The sequence below is a fragment of the Xanthomonas sp. NCPPB 3569 genome (assembly GCF_041475645.2).
In the GTDB taxonomy this organism is placed as follows: Bacteria; Pseudomonadota; Gammaproteobacteria; order Xanthomonadales; family Xanthomonadaceae; genus Xanthomonas; species Xanthomonas phaseoli.
On record NZ_CM192969.1, the window covers coordinates 921,523 to 941,863 of the forward strand.

Sequence of the window (20,341 nt, forward strand, 5' to 3'; positions counted from 1 at the left end):
CTGTCGCATTCGGCACAAGGTGGGCTTGGGTTTGCCCATCGCCGGCCCGATAATGGTGCGATGGATATCAGCACCGACAACCCCGACCACGGCTTTCAGTTTCCCGGCACCTTCGAGCTCAGCGCCATGGGCACGGCCGAGCGTGGGCTGGAAACCGAGCTTCCGCGTCTGCTTGCCGCCACCGGCGTGGAACTGCTGCAAGAAAGCGTGAGCTGGAAGCATTCTTCCAGCGGAAAATATGTTTCGGTCAAGATTGGCTTCCGTGCCGAAAGCCGCGAGCAGTTCGAGGCCGCACATCAGGCGCTACGCGATCATCCGGAAGTGAAGTGGACGCTGTAGCGGCCGAGCCTGTGAGCAGCTCCATGGCTGGGCTGCCTGCGCAAATGCGCGACCTCGGCCAGCAAGACTACGCGCCCGTGTGGCGTGCAATGCAGCGTTTCACCGATGCGCGTGATGAGCACACGGCCGATGAGGTCTGGGTGGTCGAGCATGCGCCGGTGTTTACGTTGGGCCAGGCCGGCAAGCCCGAGCATGTGCTGGCCCCGGGCGAGATTCCGGTGCTGCAGGTCGATCGCGGCGGGCAGGTCACGTATCACGGTCCCGGCCAGTTGGTCGTTTACCCGTTGCTGGACCTGCGCCGGCTGAAGATCGGCGTGCGCGATTACGTCTGCAAGATCGAGCAGGCGCTGATCGATACGCTGGATGAGTGGAACATCGTGGCCGAGCGCCGCGACGGTGCCCCCGGGGTGTATGTGGGCGGGGCCAAGATCGCCGCGCTCGGGATCCGCGTGCGGCGTGGCTGCACCTTCCACGGGTTGTCGTTCAACGTGGACATGGACCTGGAACCGTTCCATCGCATCAACCCCTGTGGCTACCAGGGCCTGCAGGTGACCTCGGTGCTAGACTTGGGCGGCCCCTCCGGGATGGACGCCGTCAAGGCGGTGCTGCTCGACCAGCTGGCGCGCCAGTTCGGCCTCGTGCTGCAGCCCGTTTCCGCATTGCCCGACCTTTCGCTTCCGGCCTGAGCGCCCCGTATCGTCATGACCCAGCCTATCGCCCGTTCCATCCCCTTGCAGGTCGTCTCCGGCGACACCGCCGCGCCTGCGCCGCTGCAGACCGGCGTCAAGCAGATCGGTGGCGACAAGATCAACCGCTCGCCGGTGCAGTTCGTCGATGCGCCGGTGCTGCGCAAGCCGTCGTGGATCCGGGTGCGGATTCCCTCCGGCAATGCGGTACAGAACCTCAAGGCCAAGCTGCGCGAAAACCGCCTGGTCACGGTGTGCGAAGAAGCCAGCTGCCCCAACATCCACGAATGCTTCAGCCACGGCACCGCGACCTTCATGATCCTGGGCGAGGTGTGCACGCGGCGCTGCTCGTTCTGCGACGTGGCACACGGCCGGCCCAAGCCGCCCGACGCGAGCGAGCCGGCCAGTCTGGCCGCCACCGTCGCCGACATGGGGCTGAAGTACGTGGTCGTGACCAGCGTGGACCGCGACGATCTACGCGATGGCGGCGCGCAGCATTTGGTCGACTGCATTTCGGCGATCCGGGCCAGTTCGCCCAACACGCGTATCGAAATCCTGACCCCGGATTTCCGCGGCAAGGGCCGCATGGACCGCGCGCTGGAGATCCTGGCGCTGAGCCCGCCGGACGTGTTCAATCACAATATCGAAACCGTGCCGGACCTGTATCCGAACGTGCGCCCCGGTGCGGACTACCAGTGGTCGCTGACGCTGTTGCAGCGCTTCAAGGCGCAGCATCCATCCATCGCCACCAAGTCCGGCATCATGCTGGGCCTGGGCGAGACGATGGAGCAGGTGCAGGCCACGCTACGCGACCTGCGCGCACACGACGTGGACATGATCACCATCGGCCAGTATCTGCAGCCGACGCCACACCATCATCCGGTGATGCGTTACTGGACGCCTGAGGAATACAAGGCGCTGGAAGACTACGGCAACGCGCTGGGCTTCAGTCATGTCGCCTCCGGCCCGATGGTGCGTTCCTCGTATCACGCCGATCGGCAGGCTGCAGGCGCCGGCGTCGCCGCCTGAGTCGGCAACAGGCGATCGGCGGCTGCCGCGCCGGGTGCGCGATCGATGCTGGAACCCGCCCCGCGTCGCGGGTGTGTTCGATGCAGGCCGGTCCCGCATGTTGCCAGTAGACCACTGACCGGTCAGTCGCGACGTGCTACCGCCGACCACATCGCAATGCCCAGCAACGACAGCCCCGTGCATCGCGCGGGGCTGTGTCGTCGCTGGCCCATGCGGCGCGCAGCCGCAAGGTACGGTCTCGTTCACAATCTGCTACGGGCCCGGCGCTAGGCTGATTCAGCCAGCGGATGACAACGCCAGCAACTTTCGGCACTGTCATGCTGTCTGATCCGTTCACCGCCCTTCTTTCGTCGGCCTCGTGCCGAGAGCCATTCGATGACCTACAACGTTTCTTCGTGCATGAAGGCCGGCCTGCTGGCGCTGGTGTTGACCACTCCGATGGCCTTGCTCGCACGCGCCGATACCGCGCTGCCCGCCGCTGCCACGCCCGACCAGGCGACGGCCACCAAACTTGTCTACGGCCTGCTCTCCGACAGCCGCTATGCCTACCGGCCGCGCACGTTGGACGAGGCGATGTCCAAGGACGTGTTCAAGCGCTACCTGGAAACGCTGGATGGCGGCAAACAGTTCTTCACCCAGGCCGATATCGACAGCTTCGCGCCGCTCCAGGCCGGTGTGGGCGACGCGTTGCGCGGCGGCAACCTTGAGCCTGCGTTCCAGGTGTTCTCGGTCTACAAGAAGCGTGTCGATCAACGCGTCAAGTACGCGCGCGACCTGCTCAAGCAGGACTTCGATTTCAGCGGGAACGACAAGTTCGAATACGACCGCAAGGACGTGCCGTGGGCTGCAGACGACAAGCAGTTGGACGTGCTGTGGCGCCAGTCGGTGATGAACGATTGGCTGCGCCTGAAGCTGGCCGGCAAGAAGCCCGACGACATCCGCAAGACGCTGGACAAGCGGTATGTGGCACTGGCCGATTCGGTCAAGCAGCTCAAGGGCGAAGACGTGTTCCAGTTCTTCGTCAATGCCTATACCAATGCCGTCGACCCGCACACCGACTACTTCACCCCGCGCACTGCCGAAACGTTCAACCAGCAGATGTCGCTGTCGCTGGAAGGCATTGGCGCACAGCTGCAGAAGCAGGACGACATGGTGGTGATCCGCGAGGTGATCCCGGGCGGTCCAGCGGCGGTCGATGGCACGCTCAAGCCGGGTGATCGCATCGTCGGCGTTGGGCAGGCCAAGAATGGCGCGATCGAAGATGTGATCGGCTGGCGCATCGATGACGTGGTGGCCAAGATTCGTGGCAGCAAGGACACCCAGGTGCGCCTGGAGTACATCCCGGCCGAGTCGGGCATCGATGGCAAGCACCGCACGGTGACCCTGACCCGTCAGAAGGTGCGTCTGGCCGAACAGGCTGCCAAGGGCGAAACCATCACCTTGCCGGCGACCGGCAGCGAACCGCAGCGCCGCATCGGCATCATCAAGTTGCCGGGCTTCTATCAGGATTTCGAGGGCCGTCGCCGCAATGCAACCGACTATGCCTCGGCCACGCGCGACGTTGCCAAGCTGCTGGCCGGCTTCAAGACCGACAAGGTCGATGGCGTCGTGCTTGATCTACGCAATAACGGCGGTGGTTCGCTCGACGAGGCGATCGAACTGACCGGCTTGTTCATCGAGCAGGGCCCGGTGGTGCAGGTACGCGAATCCGGCGGCCGCGTCACCGTCAATGGCGACAGCGACCCCAAGGTTGCCTGGGACGGCCCGCTGGCCGTCTTGATCAACCGCGGCTCGGCGTCGGCATCGGAAATCTTTGCCGGTGCGATCCAGGATTACGGGCGTGGGCTGGTGATCGGCGAAACCAGCTTCGGCAAGGGCACCGTGCAGAACATCGTCGACCTGGATCGCTGGCCGGCTGCCGAAGGGCAGCGGTATGGGCAGGTCAAGCTGACAATCGCGCAGTTCTTCCGCGTCAGCGGCTCCAGCACCCAGCACAAGGGTGTGGTGCCGGATATCGCCTTCCCGGCCAGCGTGGATGCCACCGAGTTCGGTGAGAGTACCTACGACAATGCATTGCCGTGGACGCGCATCGCCGCTGCGCCGCATACCCAGTACGGCAATTTCGCACCGTTGCTGCCCAAGTTGCAGTCCCTGCACACTGCGCGCATCGCCACCGACAAGGAATTCCAGTGGTGGGAAGAAGACGTCAAGCAGTTCCGCGATGAAAAAGCCAAGAAGTACATTTCGTTGAATGAGGCCGAGCGCGTTGCCGAGCGACAGAAGCAGGATCAGCAGCGCAAGGACCGCCAGCAGATTCGCAAGCAACTCGGCCTGCCGCTGGATCCGCTTGCCGAAGACAGCGACGACGGCCTGACCGGCAACGAGCGCGACATCGTCAAGGACACCGCACGCGAAAAGGCCGCCGAAAAGCGTCCGGATCCGCTGCTGCATGAGTCGGCGGCGATCCTGGCCGATGCGCTGGGCTTGCTCTCGCAGGACAAGCCGTTGTCGGCCCAGGTGCTGCCGAAGTCGACCGCACCGGGACGTTGGGCAGACTGAGCCAGGCTGCCGATTCACTGCATGAGCGCCACCGCTTGCCGGTGGCGTTTTCATTTAGGCAGCACCGTCGCCGCTGGCAGTGTCTCAGGCGATCGCCTGCCAGCAGGCCTGCAGGCCGAGCAGCAGCAAGGTGCCGAAAAATATCCGACGGAATGCTTCGGCAGAGATGCGGCGTCGCAGCTTCGTGCCGGCCCACACCCCCAGTGCGGTGGGCAGTAGCGCCAGCAGCGACGGCAGGCCAGCCGAAAGCGGTACGCCGCCGTGCCAGACCAGCGCCGTCGCCAGCGCAAGCGTTGCCGTACCGAAGCATGCGGCCAGTGCGCGGATCAATACCTCGCGTGGCAAACCCAGTGCAGAAAGGTATGGCACCACCGGGAGAACCAGCACGCCGGTGGCGCCATTGAGCAGGCCACCGACCAGGCCGATCAGCGGGCTGCCCCAGCGCTCGTGACGTGGCGGCAGGGTCCACTGCCGGCGGGCAAGCCCCAGCAGGGCGTAGGCAACCAACAGGACCCCAAGCGCGCCGCGCAGGTAGCGCGGATGACCGCCAATCATCAACCCGGCGCTCAACCACGTGCCCGCCACCACCATGGCCAGCACCGGCCACAGGCGCCGCAACAGCACGGTCGCAGCGGGCCCCCAGGCCTGCTGCAGATTCGTCACCAACGAAGGCAGCACCAACAGCGCGGCGGCCTGGCTGGGCGGCAGCCACAGCCCCAGCAAACCCATCGCCACGGTGGGCAGCCCCATGCCGGCCACGCCTTTGACCGCGCCGGCCAGCAGGAATACCGCGGCAACCATAATCAATTGCGAAACGTCTTCTTTCATGGGGCGCAGGATCGATGCGGTAGCGGTGTCCGGCAAGCTGTCTTTGTTTGAGGCAGACTTCGGCCACGCCGAAGGCTGGAGATGCAGATGCAGGTGGAATTCATCGACTTGCGGATCTTTGTTGCGGTGGCAGACACCGGCAGCATCACCGCCGGCGCCGACCGGGCGGCGCTATCGCTGGCGGCCACCAGTGCGCGTGTTCGCGCGCTGGAGCTGCAGGTCGGCGCGGCCCTGTTCGAGCGCGGCCGCCGAGGCGTGACGCTGACCGCCGCCGGCCAGGTCCTGCTGCGGCATGCGCGGGTGCTGGCACGGCAGGAACAGGCCATGCGCAGCGAGCTTGGCGATTACGGACTTGGTGGACAGGTCACCCTGCGATTGGCCGCGAACACCGCCGCACTGTCCGAATGGCTGCCCGAGTGCGTTGCGGATTTCTTGCTGGCCCACCCACGGGTGGACCTGACCCTGGCCGAATGGGGCAGCGAGGAGGCTGCCGATGCGGTGCGCGATGAACGTGCGGACCTGGCCGTGGTGGCAGGGCATGCCGACTTCACCGGCCTGCAGCGGCGTCCGTTTCGGCAGGATCGCCTGATGGTCGCGGTGGCCGCCAGCCATCGGCTTGCCGGCGCAGGCAGCCTGCGCCTGGCCGATATCGCGCCGATGCAGTTGCTGGCGTTATCGGCCGACAACGCCTTGCAGCGCCACCTGCGGACGCATCTGGCCCGTGCCGGCGTGCAGCTGCGCATCCGCGCGCGCGTGCCGGGTATCGAAACGCTGTGCCGCATGCTGGCACGCGGCGTGGGCGTGGCCATCGTGCCGCACGCGGCGCTGTCCTGCTCCAGTGTCAGGCAGCAGCTGGCGGCGGTGCCGCTGGAGGAAGCCTGGGCGCGGCGCGAGCTCTCCATCATCTGGCGCGACCGCCCTTCGGCCACCCTGCAGGCCTTGCTGGAATGGCTGCAGGCCAGCGCCGCGAACGCCGGCATTCATCCGGCTTGATCACTGCGGTGCTGCATGCATCGGGTGGCTTTGTCACGGCCGGCGTGCGCGCCCGCTGCCGCTACTGCTCTTGCACGCGCTTGTCCTCAGCGTGGCCAGTCGAACTCGGCCATCACCGGATAATGGTCTGACGGCAGGATGCCGCCGGGACGATCGTCCAGGGTCGCGAAGCGGGAAGGACGCAATCCGCGATACAGGATCCAGTCGATGCGCCGGGTCGGGTGCGTGGTGAAATCCTGGAAGGTGTTTTCCGGCCCGCTGCGCTTGCTGGCCTGTGCACGCGCATCGCGAAGCACTGCGGTGAGCGTGGGGTAGGTGATCTTGTCCGGATCGCTGTTGAAGTCGCCGGTCAGCACCACCGGGATAGCGGCAGGCAACTGCGCGATGCGCGACAGGATCAGGCGCGCGCTGCGCTCGCGGGCGGGCTCGTCCTCATCGCGATACGGAAAGTGCGTGTTGAACAGATAAAAGCGGCGTTTGTCGCTGATGCGCTCGAACAGCGCCCAGGTGGCCATGCGTGGCAGTACATTGCCCCAGGTGATGCTGCCGGGGCGTTCGGGCGTGTCCGACAGCCAGAAGTTGCCCGACTCCACCACCTTCAATATACGCGCGTCGTAGAACACGCCCATGTGCTCGTCGCTGTCATCGCCGCGCCGGCCCTGGCCGAACCAGCGGTAGTCGGGCAACTGTTCGGCCAGGAAGGCCGCCTGTTCGCTCACCAGTTCCTGCGTGCCAAACACGTCCGGATGCGTCTGTTTGATCAACGCGACCATGGCCGCGCGACGCACTTGCCAGCGTTTGTCGCCATCGGTATCGGCCGGCACGCGCACGTTGAACGACATGACCCGCAGTGGCGCAGCCGGCGTGACGGCCAGCGCGGGTAAGGCGAGACACAACAGTGCAGCGAGGGCGAGAAGGCGGCGCAGCACCTGCGCGATGGAGCGTGGCATGCAGGGAAATTCCTTGAGGAAGCAAGAGCGCCGAGTCTAGCCAGAGATGATGACCGCTGCGTCACGGCGCCGGCCACTGATGCGTAGACGATCGGCCGCTTGACGCCATCGTGCATCGGCGTAGCATTTGCACCAGGCCGGCGGATAGACCGCCGGCTCACCACTCAACCGTGAGGGATTCTCATGGCAACACCGTACGACTATCTCGTGTTTATCGGGCGTTTCGAGCCCTTTCATAACGGCCACGCTGCCGTCGCCCGCCACGCGCTGGGCAAGGCGAAAAAGCTCATCGTGCTGATCGGCTCGGCCGACACGCCCCGCACCATTCGCAATCCTTGGACCGTCGCCGAACGTGCGGTGATGATCGAATCTGCGTTGCCGGACGAAACGGCGCGGCTGATCGTGCGCCCGCTACGCGATCATCTGTACAACGAAAGCCTGTGGATTGCCGAAGTGCAGCGACAGGTTGCCGAAGCGGTGCACGCCGATGGCGGCACGCTGGATGCGAACATCGGCCTGATCGGCATGGACAAGGATGCCAGCAGCTACTACCTGCGTGAGTTTCCGCAGTGGCCGCTAGAAGACGTGCAACATACCGCAACGCTGTCGGCCACCGAATTGCGCCGCTATCTGTTCGAAGCCGGCGATATCGGCTTCCACGGCGGCCTGTTGATGCTGCGCGGCAATGTGCCGGCGCCCGTCTACGACATGCTGGAAGCATTCCGGCGCAACTCGCCCAGCTACGCGCAGCTGGTGGCCGAATACCGCTTCATCGAGCAATACCGCGCTGCGTGGAAAGACGCGCCATATCCGCCGACATTCGTCACGACCGATGCGGTGGTGGTGCATTCGGGGCACGTGCTGCTGGTGCGCCGTCGCGCCGAACCGGGCAAGGGGTTGTGGGCCCTGCCCGGCGGTTTCGTCGGCCAGGAGGAAGGGCTGCTGGATTGCTGCCTGCGCGAGTTGCGCGAGGAAACCCGGCTCAAGCTGCCGGTGCCGGTGCTCAAGGGCTCGTTGCGTGGCAAGCAGGTGTTCGATCATCCCAAGCGCAGTCAGCGCGGACGCACCATTACCCATGCGTTCCATTTCGAGTTTCCGGCCGGTGAATTGCCTGCGGTGCGCGGTGGCGACGATGCCGACAAGGCGCGCTGGATTCCGATCGCCGAAGTGATGGCGATGGGCCCGCGCCTGTACGAAGACCACCTGCATATTCTTGAATTCTTCCTGGGCCGTGGCTAACGCGCAAACGACGACCTGCTGCCGCGATGCCAACGGGCCGCACATGCCGTGACCGCTTGAACCATGACCTCCCGCCGGCGGACAGACCGCCGGTTCATTCGACGCGAAGGAGCTTCCGTCATGCATTACCTCGATAACCTGCTGCTCAATACCGATAGCTACAAGGCCAGTCACTGGCTGCAATATCCGCCCGGCACCGATGCGTCGTTCTTCTATGTCGAATCGCGCGGTGGGCTTTACGAGCAGACCGTGTTCTTCGGCCTGCAGTCGATCCTGAAGGAAGCGATCAACCGCCCGGTGACGCACGCCGACATCGACGATGCGAAAGACTTGCTGGCGGCGCATGGCGAGCCGTTCAACGAAGCCGGCTGGCGCGATATCGTCGACCGGCTTGGCGGGCAGTTGCCGATCCGCATCCGCGCGGTGCCCGAGGGCGCGGTGGTGCCAACGCACAACGTGCTGATGACCATCGAGTCCACCGACGCCAAGGCGTTCTGGGTACCGTCGTATCTGGAAACCCTGTTGCTGCGCGTGTGGTACCCGGTGACGGTGGCCACGGTGAGCTGGCAGGTCAAGCAGACCGTGCGCGACTTCCTGGAGCGTACCAGCGACGATCCGGAAGGGCAGCTGCCTTTCAAACTGCATGATTTTGGCGCGCGCGGCGTGTCCAGTCTTGGCTCGGCCGCATTGGGCGGTGCCGCGCATCTGGTGAACTTTCTCGGCACCGACACCTTGTCGGCATTGCTGCTGGCGCGTGCGCATTACCACACGCCGGTGGCCGGGTATTCGATTCCCGCCGCCGAACACAGCACCATCACCAGCTGGGGCCGCGAGCGTGAGGTGGATGCGTATCGCAACATGCTGAAGCAGTTCGCGCACCCGGGTTCGATCGTAGCGGTGGTGTCTGACAGCTACGACATCTACCGCGCCATTGCCGAGCATTGGGGCACCACCTTGCGCGAGGAAGTGATCGCCTCCGGCGCAACGGTGGTGATTCGCCCGGACTCGGGCGACCCGGTGGACGTGGTCGAGCAGTGCCTGCGGTTGCTGGACGAAGCGTTCGGGCATCAGGTCAATGGCAAGGGCTGCAAGGTGCTCAACCACGTACGGGTGATCCAGGGCGATGGCATCAACCCCACCTCGCTGCGCGCGATTCTGGAGCGCATCACCGCCGCCGGCTATGCCGCCGACAATGTCGCCTTCGGGATGGGCGGTGCGTTGCTGCAGAAGGTGGACCGCGACACGCAAAAGTTTGCGTTGAAGTGCTCGGCGGTGCGTGTGGACGGGCAGTGGGTCGATGTCTACAAGGACCCGATCACCGACCAGGGCAAGCAGAGCAAGCGTGGCCGCCTGACCTTGCTGCGCAACCGCAACGATGGCAGCTACCGCAGTGCTTTGCTCGATGAGGTGCACACCTACCCCGACAGCGAAGACGCGCTGGTCACGGTGTGGGAAAACGGTGTGCCGCAACAGGAGTGGACGTTGGAGCAGGTTCGCGCGCGTGCCAACGCGGCACGTCGCTGACGCGCGGCGCGCAGGGTTGGCCATGCACGCTTCCATCGACGACATCTCCTTGTTGCCTGCTTCGGCGCTGCTGACGCGTCTGCGCGCCGCAGCACCCAACCTGCAGCGGCGCGTGCCGCTGCAGGACGAGGCCAGTCGCTGGCATGCGCTGCGTATCGGCGCGCGCACCTATCGCGCGGCGTTGCCGATCACCTTCACCCCCTATGCCTCAGTACGGCCCTGTTCGGCGCGCTGCGGGTTCTGTTCGGAAAATCTGCGGCAGCACGGTGGCGGTCGCGCGGCAGCGACGTTGCGACCTGGGCCTGACTATTTCCAGCAGTTGAGCGCTGTCTTGCAGCTGCTGCGCGAGGTGCCGCTGTCGTATTCGTTGTTGGGTCTGGAAATGACCGACGATGCGGCATGGTTGCAGACCTTGCTGCAGACCCTGGCAACCACGCCCAACGGCCCGCGCGTCGAGCAGCGCGTGCTGTACAGCAATGGCGCCGGGCTGGCGCGTGCGCACGGTGCGCGCTTGATCGAAGCGCTGGTTGAGTTCGGGCTGTCGTGGGTCGAGTTGTCGCGTCACCATCCGTTGCAGGAGCGCAACGACGCGATCATGCGTTTCCGCCCCGACGAGCCGATCGCCGATGTGGCGACCTTCGTACAAACGGCACGGCGGCTGGCAGCACGGCTGCCGCTGCGACTGGTCTGCATCGTGCAGCGCGGTGGCGTGGACAATGCAGACGCCATTGCGCAGTACATCGCGTGGGCACGCAGCTGCGGCGCCAGCCAGGTGATCTTTCGGGAATTGTCGCGGTTGGACGATGCCTATCGCAGCAACGGCACGCTGCGCTACATCGGCGAACACCGCATCGGCGTAGACACGTTGCTGGACCAGTGCATGCAGCAGCCCTGGTGGTCGCGCTGGCAACCCGATGGCCTCACCGAAGGCTATTACTTCTGGAATGTGCGGCTGCGCGATCAGGCGGGCTTGCAGGTGGTGTTCGAAAGCGCCGACTACGCCGCGATGCATGCGCGCCACGCGACCGGCGATCTGTACAAGCTGGTGTTCTTCGCCAACGGCCGTCTGTGTGCGGGTTGGGACCCGGATGCCGATGTGTTGTGGGAACCCACTAATGGATGAGTTCGATCGGCGCAGCTGGTGGACGCCGGCCCCGGACGAGGCCGCCTGGGCACTGCCCGACGATCTGCGCGCGGCCGACCCGCTCGGCGCGCGCGATTGTGGCTGGGTCAATCAGATGCGCCCGTTTGTGCGCCATTTCAGCCGGCCGGGCGAGCAGGTATTCGACCCGTTCTGCGGCTTTGGCAGCACCTTGCTGGCGGCCGCGCTGGAAGGCCGCAACGCGCATGGCATGGAAATCGATCCGGCACGCGCGCAGTTGGCACGCACGCGTCTGGCGCGGCATGCGGTGGAAGCTCCGGTGGTGGTCGGCAGCCTGGCCGATATCGCCCCGGCGGCCCCGATCGACCTGTGTCTGACCAACGTGCCGTATTTCGGCTGCCACTGGCATGGCGACGTGCTGCCTGGGCAGCTTTATGCGAGCAGCGATTACGCCAGCTACCTGACCGGCATGCGCGCGGTCTTCCATGCGCTGCGCAAGCAGATGCGGCCAGACGGCGTGGGCGTGGCGATGGTGCAGAACGTGGTGGTCGGCGGCCGCGTGATTCCGCAGGCCTGGGATCTTGGCCGTATCCTGGCCAGTCTGTTCAACCTGCGCGAGGAGCGGGTGCTGTGCTATCGGCGTGCGGGCGCAGCGCTGGGGCATGCCGAGACACAGAGCAATCGCAGCCACGAATACGCGCTGATCTTTCAGCATTGTCGTGCCCGGCTGGATCTGCAGCAGGCCGCGCAGTTGTTGCAGGCGGTGCAGGCACAAGGCCTGCCGGTGGTGGTGCATGGCAGCTACGCGCGCTGGCTGGCGTCGCCGACCCCGGTGCCCCAAGGCCCGGCCGATCTGGACCTGATGCTGCGTGGCGAACAAGCGCTGTGGGACCGCCTCACGCTCTGGCTGCAGCAGCAGGGCTTCGCGTTGAGCCTGTGGGGCGAACCGTGCCGTGCGCCCGTGGCACTGGCGGTGGTGCGCGCCCACCACTACCTGCGCGCCGAGCGCATCGGTGCCGATGGCCGCCGTCTGCAGGTAGACCTGCAATTGCCAGTGGATGAACCGCCGTTGCCCTGATCGGGCAAGCCGACGCCGCGCGCACATGGGTTGCCGCTATGCTCTGTGCCGGTTTTGGATGCCGGAATCTCCCTATGTCTTGTTCTTCCCTGATCGCGCGCGGCGCACTGCTCGGCGCATTGGCAACCCTGGCCGGCTGCGGCGGCAGCAAGGGCGACACGATGCTGATGCGCGAGTCGTTCAATTCCGACGACACCTATTCGCGCAGCGTGGCGGCCAGTTCGCCGCAAGCCTGCGAGGCGGCCCGGCGAGTGCTGTTGAGTCAGGGCTACGCCGTCACGCGCGCCGATGCCGCAGCGGTGGAGGGCAGCAAGAACTTCCAGCTCAAGGAAGCCGACCAGAGCGAACAACTCAACCTGCGCATTTCCTGCGCCAGCCAGGACGGCGGCAAGGCGCAGGTGTTCGTCAGTGCGTTGCAGGACCGTTACGCGCTGAAGAAGAGTTCCACCTCGGCCAGCGTGGGCGTCGGCGTGCTGGGCTCGTTATCGTTGCCGGTCGGCAGCAGCGGCGATTCGCTGGTGCGTGTGTCCAGTACCACTGTGCAGGATGCGGCCTTCTACAAGCGCTTTTTCGAACGCCTGAATTCGTATCTTCCCAAGGTCACCGAAGCGGTACCTGCCGCAGTGAGTGCAGCGCCTGCGCCCGCACCTGCGCCAGCGGCGGCACCAGCGCCGGCCGCTGCGGTTCCAGCCGCGACTACCACGCCTGCCGCGACGCCCGCAGCCCCTGCCGCGGCTCCCACCACGGTTGCACAGCCTCCGGTTGCGCCATTGCCCGTGGAAGCGCAGGACCCCCCACCGGCACCGGCGAAGGTGCCGCAAACCGAGCCCGCCACGCAGCTGTGACGGAGCGGTTCACGCTCCGCTCCAAAGCCTGAATAGCGGGCGGCGCGCTTCACGTTGTGTTCTCGACCCAGCGGCCAGAGTGCGCCCATGCCTCGCCGAGCGGGCGAGAAACGTGGAGAACAACGATGAAAATGCGCACCTCCCTGCTGGGTATGTCCCTGACCGGCCTGATGGCGACGAGCACGTTCGCACAGGCGCAAAACTACGCGCATCAGCAGCGCTATACGGAAGCGGACGAAGGTCGCAGGTTTAACGACGGCACCCGCGTGCGCTGCCGCAACGTCGAAGTGCAGAAGAACTCGACCGATCCGAACCGCATCGGCGGTACGCTGGCCGGCGCTGCAATCGGTGGCCTGCTCGGCAACCAGGTTGGTGGCGGTAACGGCAAGAAGCTGGCGACCGTGGCAGGCGCAGTGGCCGGTGGCGCGGCGGGCCGCACCATCCAGGGCAACCGTCAGCAGGCCAACGGCAATCGCCAGGTCGAGCGCGTCTGCGAACGTCGCTGAGCAGGTGATGCGATGGGCCTGAGTTAATCCTGCAAGCCCCGGCCACGCCGGGGCTTTCTACGTTTGAGAATGGCGTTGTGCCGACGATTCATTGCGTATGTCATCGATGAGTGTTGTCCACGCGCATCGCAGTTGTTCATTGCGCTCACCAACGGCGTCGATGCCGCTACGGTATGCGCGCCTGCGCCGGCTTGCCGCGCTGGCGTGTGCAGGCGGCTTGCTGGCGGCTCAGCTGCTGCAGGTCGCCCATGCTGCGCCAAGCCAGACCGCAGATGCTGCCAGCGCAGATTGCGTGGAAGCATTGCTGCGACGGCTGGGCTGGACCATCCACCGCGCCGCGGTGCGCGAACCGGTACTCACGCGTGGTGAACCGTGTACGCGCGGCACGCTTGCGCAGGCGCAGGCCGCCGGGGATCTGCAGCTGACGCTTCCCGCCGATTGGGGCACTCAACAGCGCCGCGCAGCGCTGACCGCCGTGCTGGACGATGCAGCCACGCACTGCGCCTATGCGTTCGAACTCGGTGCTGCCACCCGCCGTGCGGTCACGCAATTGCAGAACAACCCGCGCTACCGCTTCTCGGCGGTGCAGCTGGGCTGGGTCGGATTCGGCTGGCGTGGCGCAGCCGCGCAGGGCTGGAGCGGTTTTCGCAGTTTCGGTCGCGGGTATCAGCCGCGCGGCAGCAATGCGCAGGCGCTGGATGCGTTCTACCGCGGCCAGGTGCGCTCCGAATGTGGCGTCGGCCGACAGGTGGCTCAGCTGGCCACCCAGCGCGAGTTGTTCGGCGATGCCGGGTTCGATAAGGCGTTCACGCCAGGCGAATTGTCGATCGGCACATTCCTGACCTTGCACGACACCGACAGCATCCTGCTCGGTGCGCATGCCGGGGAATTCTTCGCCGACGGCAAGGCAGTGAAGACCTCACAACTCGGGCGGCAGGCGTTCGTGGGCGCACCAGGCTTCATCGCGCATGTGTTCGACACGTCTTACCTGGATGACATCCACAATCAGGCCGAGAATTTCGTGGTGGTGGATGTCAGCGATGCAGCCGCGCAGGCGCTGGCGCGGCACGGTGGCTTTGCGTACTACGATGCGCGCAACCGGCAGATCTGGGAATTGGCCAAGCATTTGCGTGGGCCTGGCAAGCGCCGCTTCGAGCGCCTGCTTTACGAGCGCGACGCAGCGTTGCGGGCCACGCTCGACCCACAGCAGCAGACCCAGCTGCAGCAGCTGCAGCAGCTGCAGACGCTGCTGGATGACCCGTTCTACCAAGGCTTTTTGGTCTATGTGCACCCCAAGGGCACCAAGCCGATCGGCTACCACGTGGCACGCCTGCTCGACCGTAACCCGCGCACCCCGTATGCCATCGACCTGACGTTGCACAATCTGCGCAGCACCTTGTATTGGCGGTGGATCGACTGGCAGCTGCAGCAGTGCAGCGCCGCCACCGTCGCGGAACAATCCATTGAGAATTCCGCCACGCCAGCGTACGCCGAGCGTGGCACCCTGCACTGATCAGATCATGAGGAGCGATTATGGAACTGGGTATGGTGGGACTGGGCCGCATGGGCGCCAACATGGCCGAGCGTTTGGTCAATGGCGGGCATCGCGTGCATGGCTACGATCCAGGCGCGAACGCGCGCACCAGCGCGCAAGCCAAGGGCATCGTCACCGCCGATGCGCTGGCAGCGCTGGTGTCGGCACTGCCGAGCCCGCGCGTGGTGTGGTTGATGGTCCCGGCCGGCAAGATCGTCGATGACACGCTGGCGCAGCTGCTACCCTTGCTGCAGGCCGGCGACATCGTCATCGATGGCGGCAATTCGTACTACAAGGATTCGCAGCGGCGCGCAGCATTGCTGCACGCCAGTGGCATTGCGTTTGTCGATTGCGGCACCAGCGGTGGCATCTGGGGCCTGCAGGAAGGCTATAGCTTGATGGTGGGTGGCGACGAAGCGGCGGTGACGGCGTTGCACCCGATCCTGGCAACGCTTGCGCCGGCGCCGGACAAGGGCTGGGGACGCGTTGGCCCGAGCGGTGCCGGCCATTTCACCAAGATGGTCCACAACGGCATCGAATACGGAATGATGCAGGCCTACGCGGAGGGCTTCGCGCTGATGCAGCACAAGGCCGATTTTGCGCTGGATCTGCACCAGGTTGCCGAAATCTGGCGCGATGGCAGCGTGGTGCGTTCGTGGTTGCTGGATCTGACGGCCGATGCATTGACGCATAACCCGACCATGGCCGGCATTGCGCCCTTCGTGGCCGATTCGGGCGAAGGCCGCTGGACGGTTGCCGAAGCGATCGATCTGGAAGTCTCTGCACCGGTCATCACGTTGTCGCTGATGGAGCGGCTGCGCTCGCGCGACAAGGATTCGTTTACCGACAAACTGCTAGCGGCGATGCGCAACCAGTTCGGCGGCCACGCGGTGATGACCACGACCTCGGCAGCGCCGACGATCGGTAGCAAGGACGCGTAAGGACTTGGATGCAATGACGGTGCGCGCCTGGAGTGCGGCGCGCACCGTTGGAAGTGGGCAACCGTCTCAGCGTTATTAGCCGCGCGCGGCATCCAACCACTGCACTCGGCCGTCCGCAGCGCTGCGTTGCGCCAGGTCCACCAACTGCATCAGCTGCACCGCATCGCTGCTGTTGACCGGCGCCGCGCCGGTGCCTGCCAGCGCGTCGCGGAAGGCGGCGTAGCACTGCCGATAGTCGCCAGGCAGGTTGTCGGGCTGATGGGTGTGGATGCGGCCTTCGTCATCGACGCGGGTGAGCGTGCCCGGCAACGGGTCCACCCCCCAGCCGACCGTGCCGGGGCGACGGCCGGCGCGCAGCTGGTCTTCCTGCGTATCCAGGCCGTGCTTGAGGTAACTGCCCCGCGTGCCATGCACGGCGAAGCGCAGGCTGCCATCGGCCACCAGCGACCCTGCGTGCAGAATCACGCGCAGCCGAGGGTAGTGCAGGGTGACGTGGAAATAATCCACGCTACGCGCCTGCTCGCGCTGACGTTGCAGATCCGCGCCAATGCCCTGCGGCATACCGAACAACTGCATCGCCTGATCGAGCAGATGCGGGCCCAGGTCGTACCACAGTCCGGCACCGGGGCCATCGCTCTCGCGCCAACGGTCGCGCACCTGCGGGCGATAGCGGTCGAAGTGCGAATGAAATTCCACCACCTCGCCCAGCTGGCCTTCTTCGATCAGCCGGCGCACGGTGAGAAAGTCCGCATCCCAGCGGCGATTCTGGAACACGCTGATGATGCATCCCGCCGCATCGGCGGCAGCGACCATCTGCTGCGCCTGCGTCGCATCCAATGCAAACGGCTTGTCCACCAGCACATGCTTGCCGGCGGCCAGGGCCTTCAGCGCGAAGGGGGCATGGGTGTGGTTCGGGGTGGCCAGCACCACGGCATCCAGTGCGGGATCGGCCAGCGCACTGTCGAGGTCGGCCACCACGGTGACGCCGGGAAAATCGGACTGCGGCTGTTGCGGCTTGGACGACACCACGCTGTGCAACTGCAGGCCGGGGGTGCTTGCGATCAGCGGTGCATGAAAGGTGCGGCCGACATAGCCATAGCCGACGACGGCCAGATTGAACTGTTTAGGCATTGAAAAAACGGTTCATCGCAACGACGGAGGGAGCACGCATGGTATTGCACCTGCCCGTGTGCGCAGGGTTCACAACCTCTGCATGCAACGGTCACGTCTGCTCGACGAGCGCCACCGCAAGCTGCGCCCACATTCAACAGGAGGTGCTTGGTATGAAGAACATGACGCATGCACGCAAGCTGCTGGCTCTGTCGCTGTCGCTCGGTCTGACCCTCGGCGCGTCGCAGGCATTTGCGGCACCGCAGGAACATGCCGACCACAAGGACCACGCTGCCGGCATGAACGAGTCCAAGAAGCCGGTCACCGACACCTGGATCACCACCAAGGTCAAGGCCGATCTGCTGGCCACCGACAATGTCTCGGGTACCGACGTGAAGGTCGAGACCAAGAACGGCATCGTGACCCTGACCGGCGCGGTTGCCACCCAGGCCGAGCATGACAAGGCCGTTGCCGTTGCCAAGGGCATCGAGGGCGTCAAGAGCGTCAAGTCGACCGGCCTGAAGGTCACCGCTGCGAAGAAGTAAGCGCAGCTGCTGCGAATGCCGGGTCGCCGAGGCGAGGCGGCGACCCGAGCACCGGGCGCACTCCACGGAGTGCGCCCTTTTTTTTGTCTTGAAGAGGTGTCAGCTGAGCCGATGGCCGGCGACGCACTCGCGCGGTTTTCACGCATACTGCACGTATGCTATGCCTATTCAGCTATGTCGTAGTTCGGCATGATTTCTCTGAATCATTAATCTGGCAAGCTGCGTGATCGGAGACAATGCCGATCAGTCCTTGGCCCTGCAGTGAGCGGAATTCGGTCCAGCAATGCAAACAACGGTCCAAGCAGACAAATGGGATCGCTGGCGCCTGCCTTTGTTGGCGGTTGCCGTATTCCTGATTGTGGTGGTGCCCTCATTGTTGCTGCAGCAAATGGCCCGCAACGCGAACCAGGCTGCGTCGTGGGTGTCGCATAGCCAGCAAGTGCAGGAGACCGCACAGCGCCTGGAGGCGGCGATGCGCGATACCGAATCGGCGGCGCTGATGCGCTCGCACGGCGTGGAGCGCGAGGCGCTGAACGAGCGCATGCGCCGCGGCCGACGCGAAGCGCTGGCCGCCGTGCAGCGACTGATCGAACTGACCAAGGACAACCCCGCGCAGCTGGTACGCATCGGGCGTATCCAGAGCACCATCGAACGGCGCCTGTTGTTGGCCGAGCGTATTGCGGTGACCACCGCGCCGGAGCAGATACGCGCGCTGATCGACGACATGACGCTGAACAACCCGATCCGTGTGCTGATCGACGACCTGCAAAGCGCCGAAGGCCGGTTGCTGGCGCTGCGCAATGCGCGCGCCGAGACCGAGCGCTTGCATTACGCAGTGCTGAGCTGGGCGGCGCTGGGGGTGCAGTTGCTGCTGCTGGGCACGGTGACCTGGCTGCTGCAGCGGCAGATCCGCCGCCGCCTGGCGGCCGAGCAGGAATACCTGCGCGCCAACGGGCGCGCCAGCTCGGTGCTGCAAACCGTGCGCGAGCCGATCGTGTTGCTGGATGCCAGCCAGCGCATCGTGTTGCATAACCCGGCCTTTGCCGACCTGTATGGCCTGGAAGAGCGCGGCAACGAATTGATGCCACTGGAAGAGGTGGGCGAGGGCGTCTGGCGCGATGCACAGATCCATCAACGGCTGGCGGACGTGTTGTTGCGTGGACGCGAGTTGTGGGACTTCGAACATGAGCAGCGCGCCGCCGACGGCGTGCTACGCACCATGTTGATCAATGCACGCCGCATGCCGTTGCCCGACAGCACCGACGAAGACGTGGTGCTGATGACGGTGAGCGACATCAGCCTGCAGAAGGCCGCGCAGTTGCGTATCCAGGAGCTCAACCGGCAGATGGAAGGCAAGGTGGAGCAGGTCTCGGAAGTCAACCGCGAGCTGGAAGCCTTCAGTTACTCGGTCTCGCACGATCTACGCGCACCGCTGCGGCACGTGGCCGGATTCTCCGACAAGCTGGCGCGCCACCTGGGCGATGCGGCCGACGAGAAGTCGCGCCATTACATGGAAGTGATCAGCAGCTCGGCGCGGCGCATGGCCTCGCTGATCGACGATCTGCTGGTGTATTCGCGCCTGGGCCGCGGTGCGCTGCGCCTGCAGGCGGTGGACATGCAGTCGCTGGTGGCCGAAACGCGTGCGATCCTGGATTCCAACGTGCAGAGCGAGAACACTGGGCACCGGGTGGAATGGCATATCGCACCGCTGCCGGTGTTGGTTGCCGACGAAAACATGACGCGCCAGCTGTGGATGAACCTGCTCGGAAATGCGGTCAAGTACAGCGCCAAGCGCGAGGTGGCCAAAATCGAGGTCAGCTATACGCCGATGTCCGACGGCGGCCACCAGTTCAGCGTGCGCGACAACGGCGCCGGTTTCGACATGGAATACAGCGGAAAATTGTTCGGTGTGTTCCAACGTTTGCACAAGGCCAGCGAATACGCTGGTACCGGCATCGGCCTGGCCAGCGTGCGGCGCGTGTTGACGCGTCACGGCGGCCGGGTGTGGGCTGAAGGCGCCGTCGACGAGGGCGCCACGTTTTATTTCGTGTTACCTCCTGCGCTTGAAGCGCCCAACCAAGAGTTCATTGCATGACCGCCATCCGTACCATTCTTCTGGCAGAAGACAGCCCGGCCGATGCGGAGATGGCGGTCGACGCCTTGCGCGAAGCCCGCCTTGCCAATCCCATCGTGCACGTCGAAGACGGCGTGGAAGCCATGGACTACCTGCTGCGCCGTGGCGTGTTCGCCGACCGCGAGGAAGGCCTGCCGGCCGTGCTGCTGCTGGACATCAAGATGCCGCGCCTGGACGGGCTGGAAGTGCTCAAGCAAGTGCGCAGCGACGAAACGCTCAAGCGCCTGCCGGTGGTGATCCTGTCGTCCTCGCGCGAAGAAAGCGATCTGGCCCGCAGCTGGGACCTGGGCGTGAATGCCTATGTGGTCAAGCCGGTGGACGTTGACCAGTTCTTCAATGCGGTCAAGACGCTCGGCACCTTCTGGGCGGTCATCAACCAGGCACCGGAGCTGGACTGAA

General features: G+C 65.2%; 19 protein-coding genes. 16 read left to right on the forward strand and 3 right to left on the reverse strand.

The annotated features are described in order from the left end of the window. Window positions 1-60 precede the first annotated feature (60 nt). From ACCQ03_RS03830 to ACCQ03_RS03845, 4 genes are all read left to right on the forward strand, one after another. Window positions 61-339: a YbeD family protein gene (locus ACCQ03_RS03830; protein ID WP_008577897.1), complete on the forward strand. Its 279-nt coding sequence runs from the start codon at window positions 61-63 to the stop codon at window positions 337-339. Then, window positions 327-1,025, forward strand: a complete 699-nt coding sequence (gene lipB / locus ACCQ03_RS03835; RefSeq protein WP_057678336.1) for a lipoyl(octanoyl) transferase LipB — start codon at window positions 327-329, stop codon at window positions 1,023-1,025. The genes ACCQ03_RS03830 and lipB overlap by 13 nt, the downstream gene beginning before the upstream one ends. Window positions 1,026-1,040: 15 nt before the next feature. Next, a complete protein-coding gene (gene lipA, locus ACCQ03_RS03840; protein WP_209225748.1) occupies window positions 1,041-2,054 on the forward strand; it encodes a lipoyl synthase in 1,014 nt (337 codons plus the stop codon). Window positions 2,055-2,453: 399 nt separating this feature from the next. Further along, window positions 2,454-4,613 carry a carboxy terminal-processing peptidase gene (locus tag ACCQ03_RS03845; RefSeq protein WP_170922312.1) on the forward strand — a complete coding sequence of 720 codons (2,160 nt, stop codon included), beginning with the start codon at window positions 2,454-2,456 and terminating at the stop codon, window positions 4,611-4,613. A gap of 84 nt (window positions 4,614-4,697) precedes the next feature. Here ACCQ03_RS03845 and ACCQ03_RS03850 read toward each other — a convergent pair whose 3' ends face one another. Then, entirely contained in the window at window positions 4,698-5,441 is a 744-nt protein-coding gene (locus ACCQ03_RS03850) for a sulfite exporter TauE/SafE family protein (RefSeq protein ID WP_057678338.1), read from the reverse strand. An 87-nt stretch (window positions 5,442-5,528) separates the two neighbouring features. Between ACCQ03_RS03850 and ACCQ03_RS03855 the strand changes: the two genes are divergently transcribed. After that, a complete protein-coding gene (locus ACCQ03_RS03855; protein ID WP_150145514.1) occupies window positions 5,529-6,434 on the forward strand; it encodes a LysR substrate-binding domain-containing protein in 906 nt (301 codons plus the stop codon). Between the two features lie 86 nt (window positions 6,435-6,520). On the opposite strand, the gene ACCQ03_RS03860 is transcribed toward ACCQ03_RS03855, so the two are convergent. Beyond that, entirely contained in the window at window positions 6,521-7,384 is an 864-nt protein-coding gene (locus ACCQ03_RS03860) for an endonuclease/exonuclease/phosphatase family protein (RefSeq protein ID WP_057678340.1), read from the reverse strand. Window positions 7,385-7,567: 183 nt separating this feature from the next. Here ACCQ03_RS03860 and ACCQ03_RS03865 point away from each other — a divergent pair, with 183 nt between their 5' ends. From ACCQ03_RS03865 to gnd, 8 genes are all read left to right on the forward strand, one after another. Further along, the gene (locus ACCQ03_RS03865) at window positions 7,568-8,623 is read left to right on the forward strand and encodes a bifunctional nicotinamide-nucleotide adenylyltransferase/Nudix hydroxylase (RefSeq protein WP_057678341.1); all 1,056 of its coding nucleotides are present in this window, start codon (window positions 7,568-7,570) and stop codon (window positions 8,621-8,623) included. A gap of 120 nt (window positions 8,624-8,743) precedes the next feature. Then, the gene (locus ACCQ03_RS03870) at window positions 8,744-10,147 is read left to right on the forward strand and encodes a nicotinate phosphoribosyltransferase (protein WP_209225745.1); all 1,404 of its coding nucleotides are present in this window, start codon (window positions 8,744-8,746) and stop codon (window positions 10,145-10,147) included. Window positions 10,148-10,169: 22 nt separating this feature from the next. Further along, window positions 10,170-11,270, forward strand: coding sequence for a hypothetical protein (locus tag ACCQ03_RS03875; RefSeq protein ID WP_209225743.1), 1,101 nt, complete (start codon window positions 10,170-10,172; stop codon window positions 11,268-11,270). Beyond that, entirely contained in the window at window positions 11,263-12,327 is a 1,065-nt protein-coding gene (locus ACCQ03_RS03880) for a DNA methyltransferase (protein ID WP_057678343.1), read from the forward strand. The genes ACCQ03_RS03875 and ACCQ03_RS03880 overlap by 8 nt, the downstream gene beginning before the upstream one ends. Before the next feature lie 74 nt (window positions 12,328-12,401). Further along, entirely contained in the window at window positions 12,402-13,172 is a 771-nt protein-coding gene (locus ACCQ03_RS03885; RefSeq protein WP_209225741.1) for a DUF2242 domain-containing protein, read from the forward strand. A gap of 125 nt (window positions 13,173-13,297) precedes the next feature. Further along, window positions 13,298-13,678, forward strand: coding sequence for a glycine zipper 2TM domain-containing protein (locus ACCQ03_RS03890; RefSeq protein ID WP_057678345.1), 381 nt, complete (start codon window positions 13,298-13,300; stop codon window positions 13,676-13,678). A 160-nt stretch (window positions 13,679-13,838) separates the two neighbouring features. Then, complete coding sequence (locus tag ACCQ03_RS03895) at window positions 13,839-15,191, forward strand: hypothetical protein (protein ID WP_209225739.1); 1,353 nt, start codon at window positions 13,839-13,841, stop codon at window positions 15,189-15,191. 20 nt (window positions 15,192-15,211) lie between these two features. After that, entirely contained in the window at window positions 15,212-16,153 is a 942-nt protein-coding gene (gene gnd, locus ACCQ03_RS03900) for a phosphogluconate dehydrogenase (NAD(+)-dependent, decarboxylating) (protein WP_209225737.1), read from the forward strand. Between the two features lie 75 nt (window positions 16,154-16,228). Here the strand turns inward: gnd and ACCQ03_RS03905 are convergent, their stop codons facing one another. Beyond that, the gene (locus ACCQ03_RS03905) at window positions 16,229-17,284 is read right to left on the reverse strand and encodes an oxidoreductase (RefSeq protein ID WP_209225735.1); all 1,056 of its coding nucleotides are present in this window, start codon (window positions 17,282-17,284) and stop codon (window positions 16,229-16,231) included. A 152-nt stretch (window positions 17,285-17,436) separates the two neighbouring features. On the opposite strand from ACCQ03_RS03905, the gene ACCQ03_RS03910 reads away from it, so the two are divergent. The 3 genes from ACCQ03_RS03910 (at window position 17,437) to ACCQ03_RS03920 (ending at window position 20,340) form a co-directional block, all read left to right on the forward strand. Then, window positions 17,437-17,808, forward strand: a complete 372-nt coding sequence (locus tag ACCQ03_RS03910) for a BON domain-containing protein (RefSeq protein ID WP_008572114.1) — start codon at window positions 17,437-17,439, stop codon at window positions 17,806-17,808. 283 nt (window positions 17,809-18,091) lie between these two features. After that, the gene (locus tag ACCQ03_RS03915) at window positions 18,092-19,903 is read left to right on the forward strand and encodes a sensor histidine kinase (RefSeq protein ID WP_209225733.1); all 1,812 of its coding nucleotides are present in this window, start codon (window positions 18,092-18,094) and stop codon (window positions 19,901-19,903) included. Next, window positions 19,900-20,340 carry a response regulator gene (locus ACCQ03_RS03920; RefSeq protein ID WP_017158470.1) on the forward strand — a complete coding sequence of 147 codons (441 nt, stop codon included), beginning with the start codon at window positions 19,900-19,902 and terminating at the stop codon, window positions 20,338-20,340. The genes ACCQ03_RS03915 and ACCQ03_RS03920 overlap by 4 nt, the downstream gene beginning before the upstream one ends. Window position 20,341 lies beyond the last annotated feature (1 nt).

Excerpts from the sequence above, each read along its gene's own strand:
- ACCQ03_RS03830 (WP_008577897.1), top strand. The coding sequence starts at position 61 with ATGGATATCAGCACCGACAACCCCGACCACGGCTTTCAGTTTCCCGGC.
- lipA (WP_209225748.1), top strand. The coding sequence starts at position 1,041 with ATGACCCAGCCTATCGCCCGTTCCATCCCCTTGCAGGTCGTCTCCGGC.
- ACCQ03_RS03845 (WP_170922312.1), top strand. The coding sequence starts at position 2,454 with ATGAAGGCCGGCCTGCTGGCGCTGGTGTTGACCACTCCGATGGCCTTG.
- ACCQ03_RS03850 (WP_057678338.1), bottom strand. The coding sequence starts at position 5,441 with ATGAAAGAAGACGTTTCGCAATTGATTATGGTTGCCGCGGTATTCCTG.
- ACCQ03_RS03855 (WP_150145514.1), top strand. The coding sequence starts at position 5,529 with ATGCAGGTGGAATTCATCGACTTGCGGATCTTTGTTGCGGTGGCAGAC.
- ACCQ03_RS03860 (WP_057678340.1), bottom strand. The coding sequence starts at position 7,384 with ATGCCACGCTCCATCGCGCAGGTGCTGCGCCGCCTTCTCGCCCTCGCT.
- ACCQ03_RS03865 (WP_057678341.1), top strand. The coding sequence starts at position 7,568 with ATGGCAACACCGTACGACTATCTCGTGTTTATCGGGCGTTTCGAGCCC.
- ACCQ03_RS03870 (WP_209225745.1), top strand. The coding sequence starts at position 8,744 with ATGCATTACCTCGATAACCTGCTGCTCAATACCGATAGCTACAAGGCC.
- ACCQ03_RS03875 (WP_209225743.1), top strand. The coding sequence starts at position 10,170 with ATGCACGCTTCCATCGACGACATCTCCTTGTTGCCTGCTTCGGCGCTG.
- ACCQ03_RS03880 (WP_057678343.1), top strand. The coding sequence starts at position 11,263 with ATGGATGAGTTCGATCGGCGCAGCTGGTGGACGCCGGCCCCGGACGAG.
- ACCQ03_RS03885 (WP_209225741.1), top strand. The coding sequence starts at position 12,402 with ATGTCTTGTTCTTCCCTGATCGCGCGCGGCGCACTGCTCGGCGCATTG.
- ACCQ03_RS03890 (WP_057678345.1), top strand. The coding sequence starts at position 13,298 with ATGAAAATGCGCACCTCCCTGCTGGGTATGTCCCTGACCGGCCTGATG.
- ACCQ03_RS03895 (WP_209225739.1), top strand. The coding sequence starts at position 13,839 with ATGCCGCTACGGTATGCGCGCCTGCGCCGGCTTGCCGCGCTGGCGTGT.
- gnd (WP_209225737.1), top strand. The coding sequence starts at position 15,212 with ATGGAACTGGGTATGGTGGGACTGGGCCGCATGGGCGCCAACATGGCC.
- ACCQ03_RS03905 (WP_209225735.1), bottom strand. The coding sequence starts at position 17,284 with ATGCCTAAACAGTTCAATCTGGCCGTCGTCGGCTATGGCTATGTCGGC.
- ACCQ03_RS03910 (WP_008572114.1), top strand. The coding sequence starts at position 17,437 with ATGAAGAACATGACGCATGCACGCAAGCTGCTGGCTCTGTCGCTGTCG.
- ACCQ03_RS03915 (WP_209225733.1), top strand. The coding sequence starts at position 18,092 with ATGCAAACAACGGTCCAAGCAGACAAATGGGATCGCTGGCGCCTGCCT.
- ACCQ03_RS03920 (WP_017158470.1), top strand. The coding sequence starts at position 19,900 with ATGACCGCCATCCGTACCATTCTTCTGGCAGAAGACAGCCCGGCCGAT.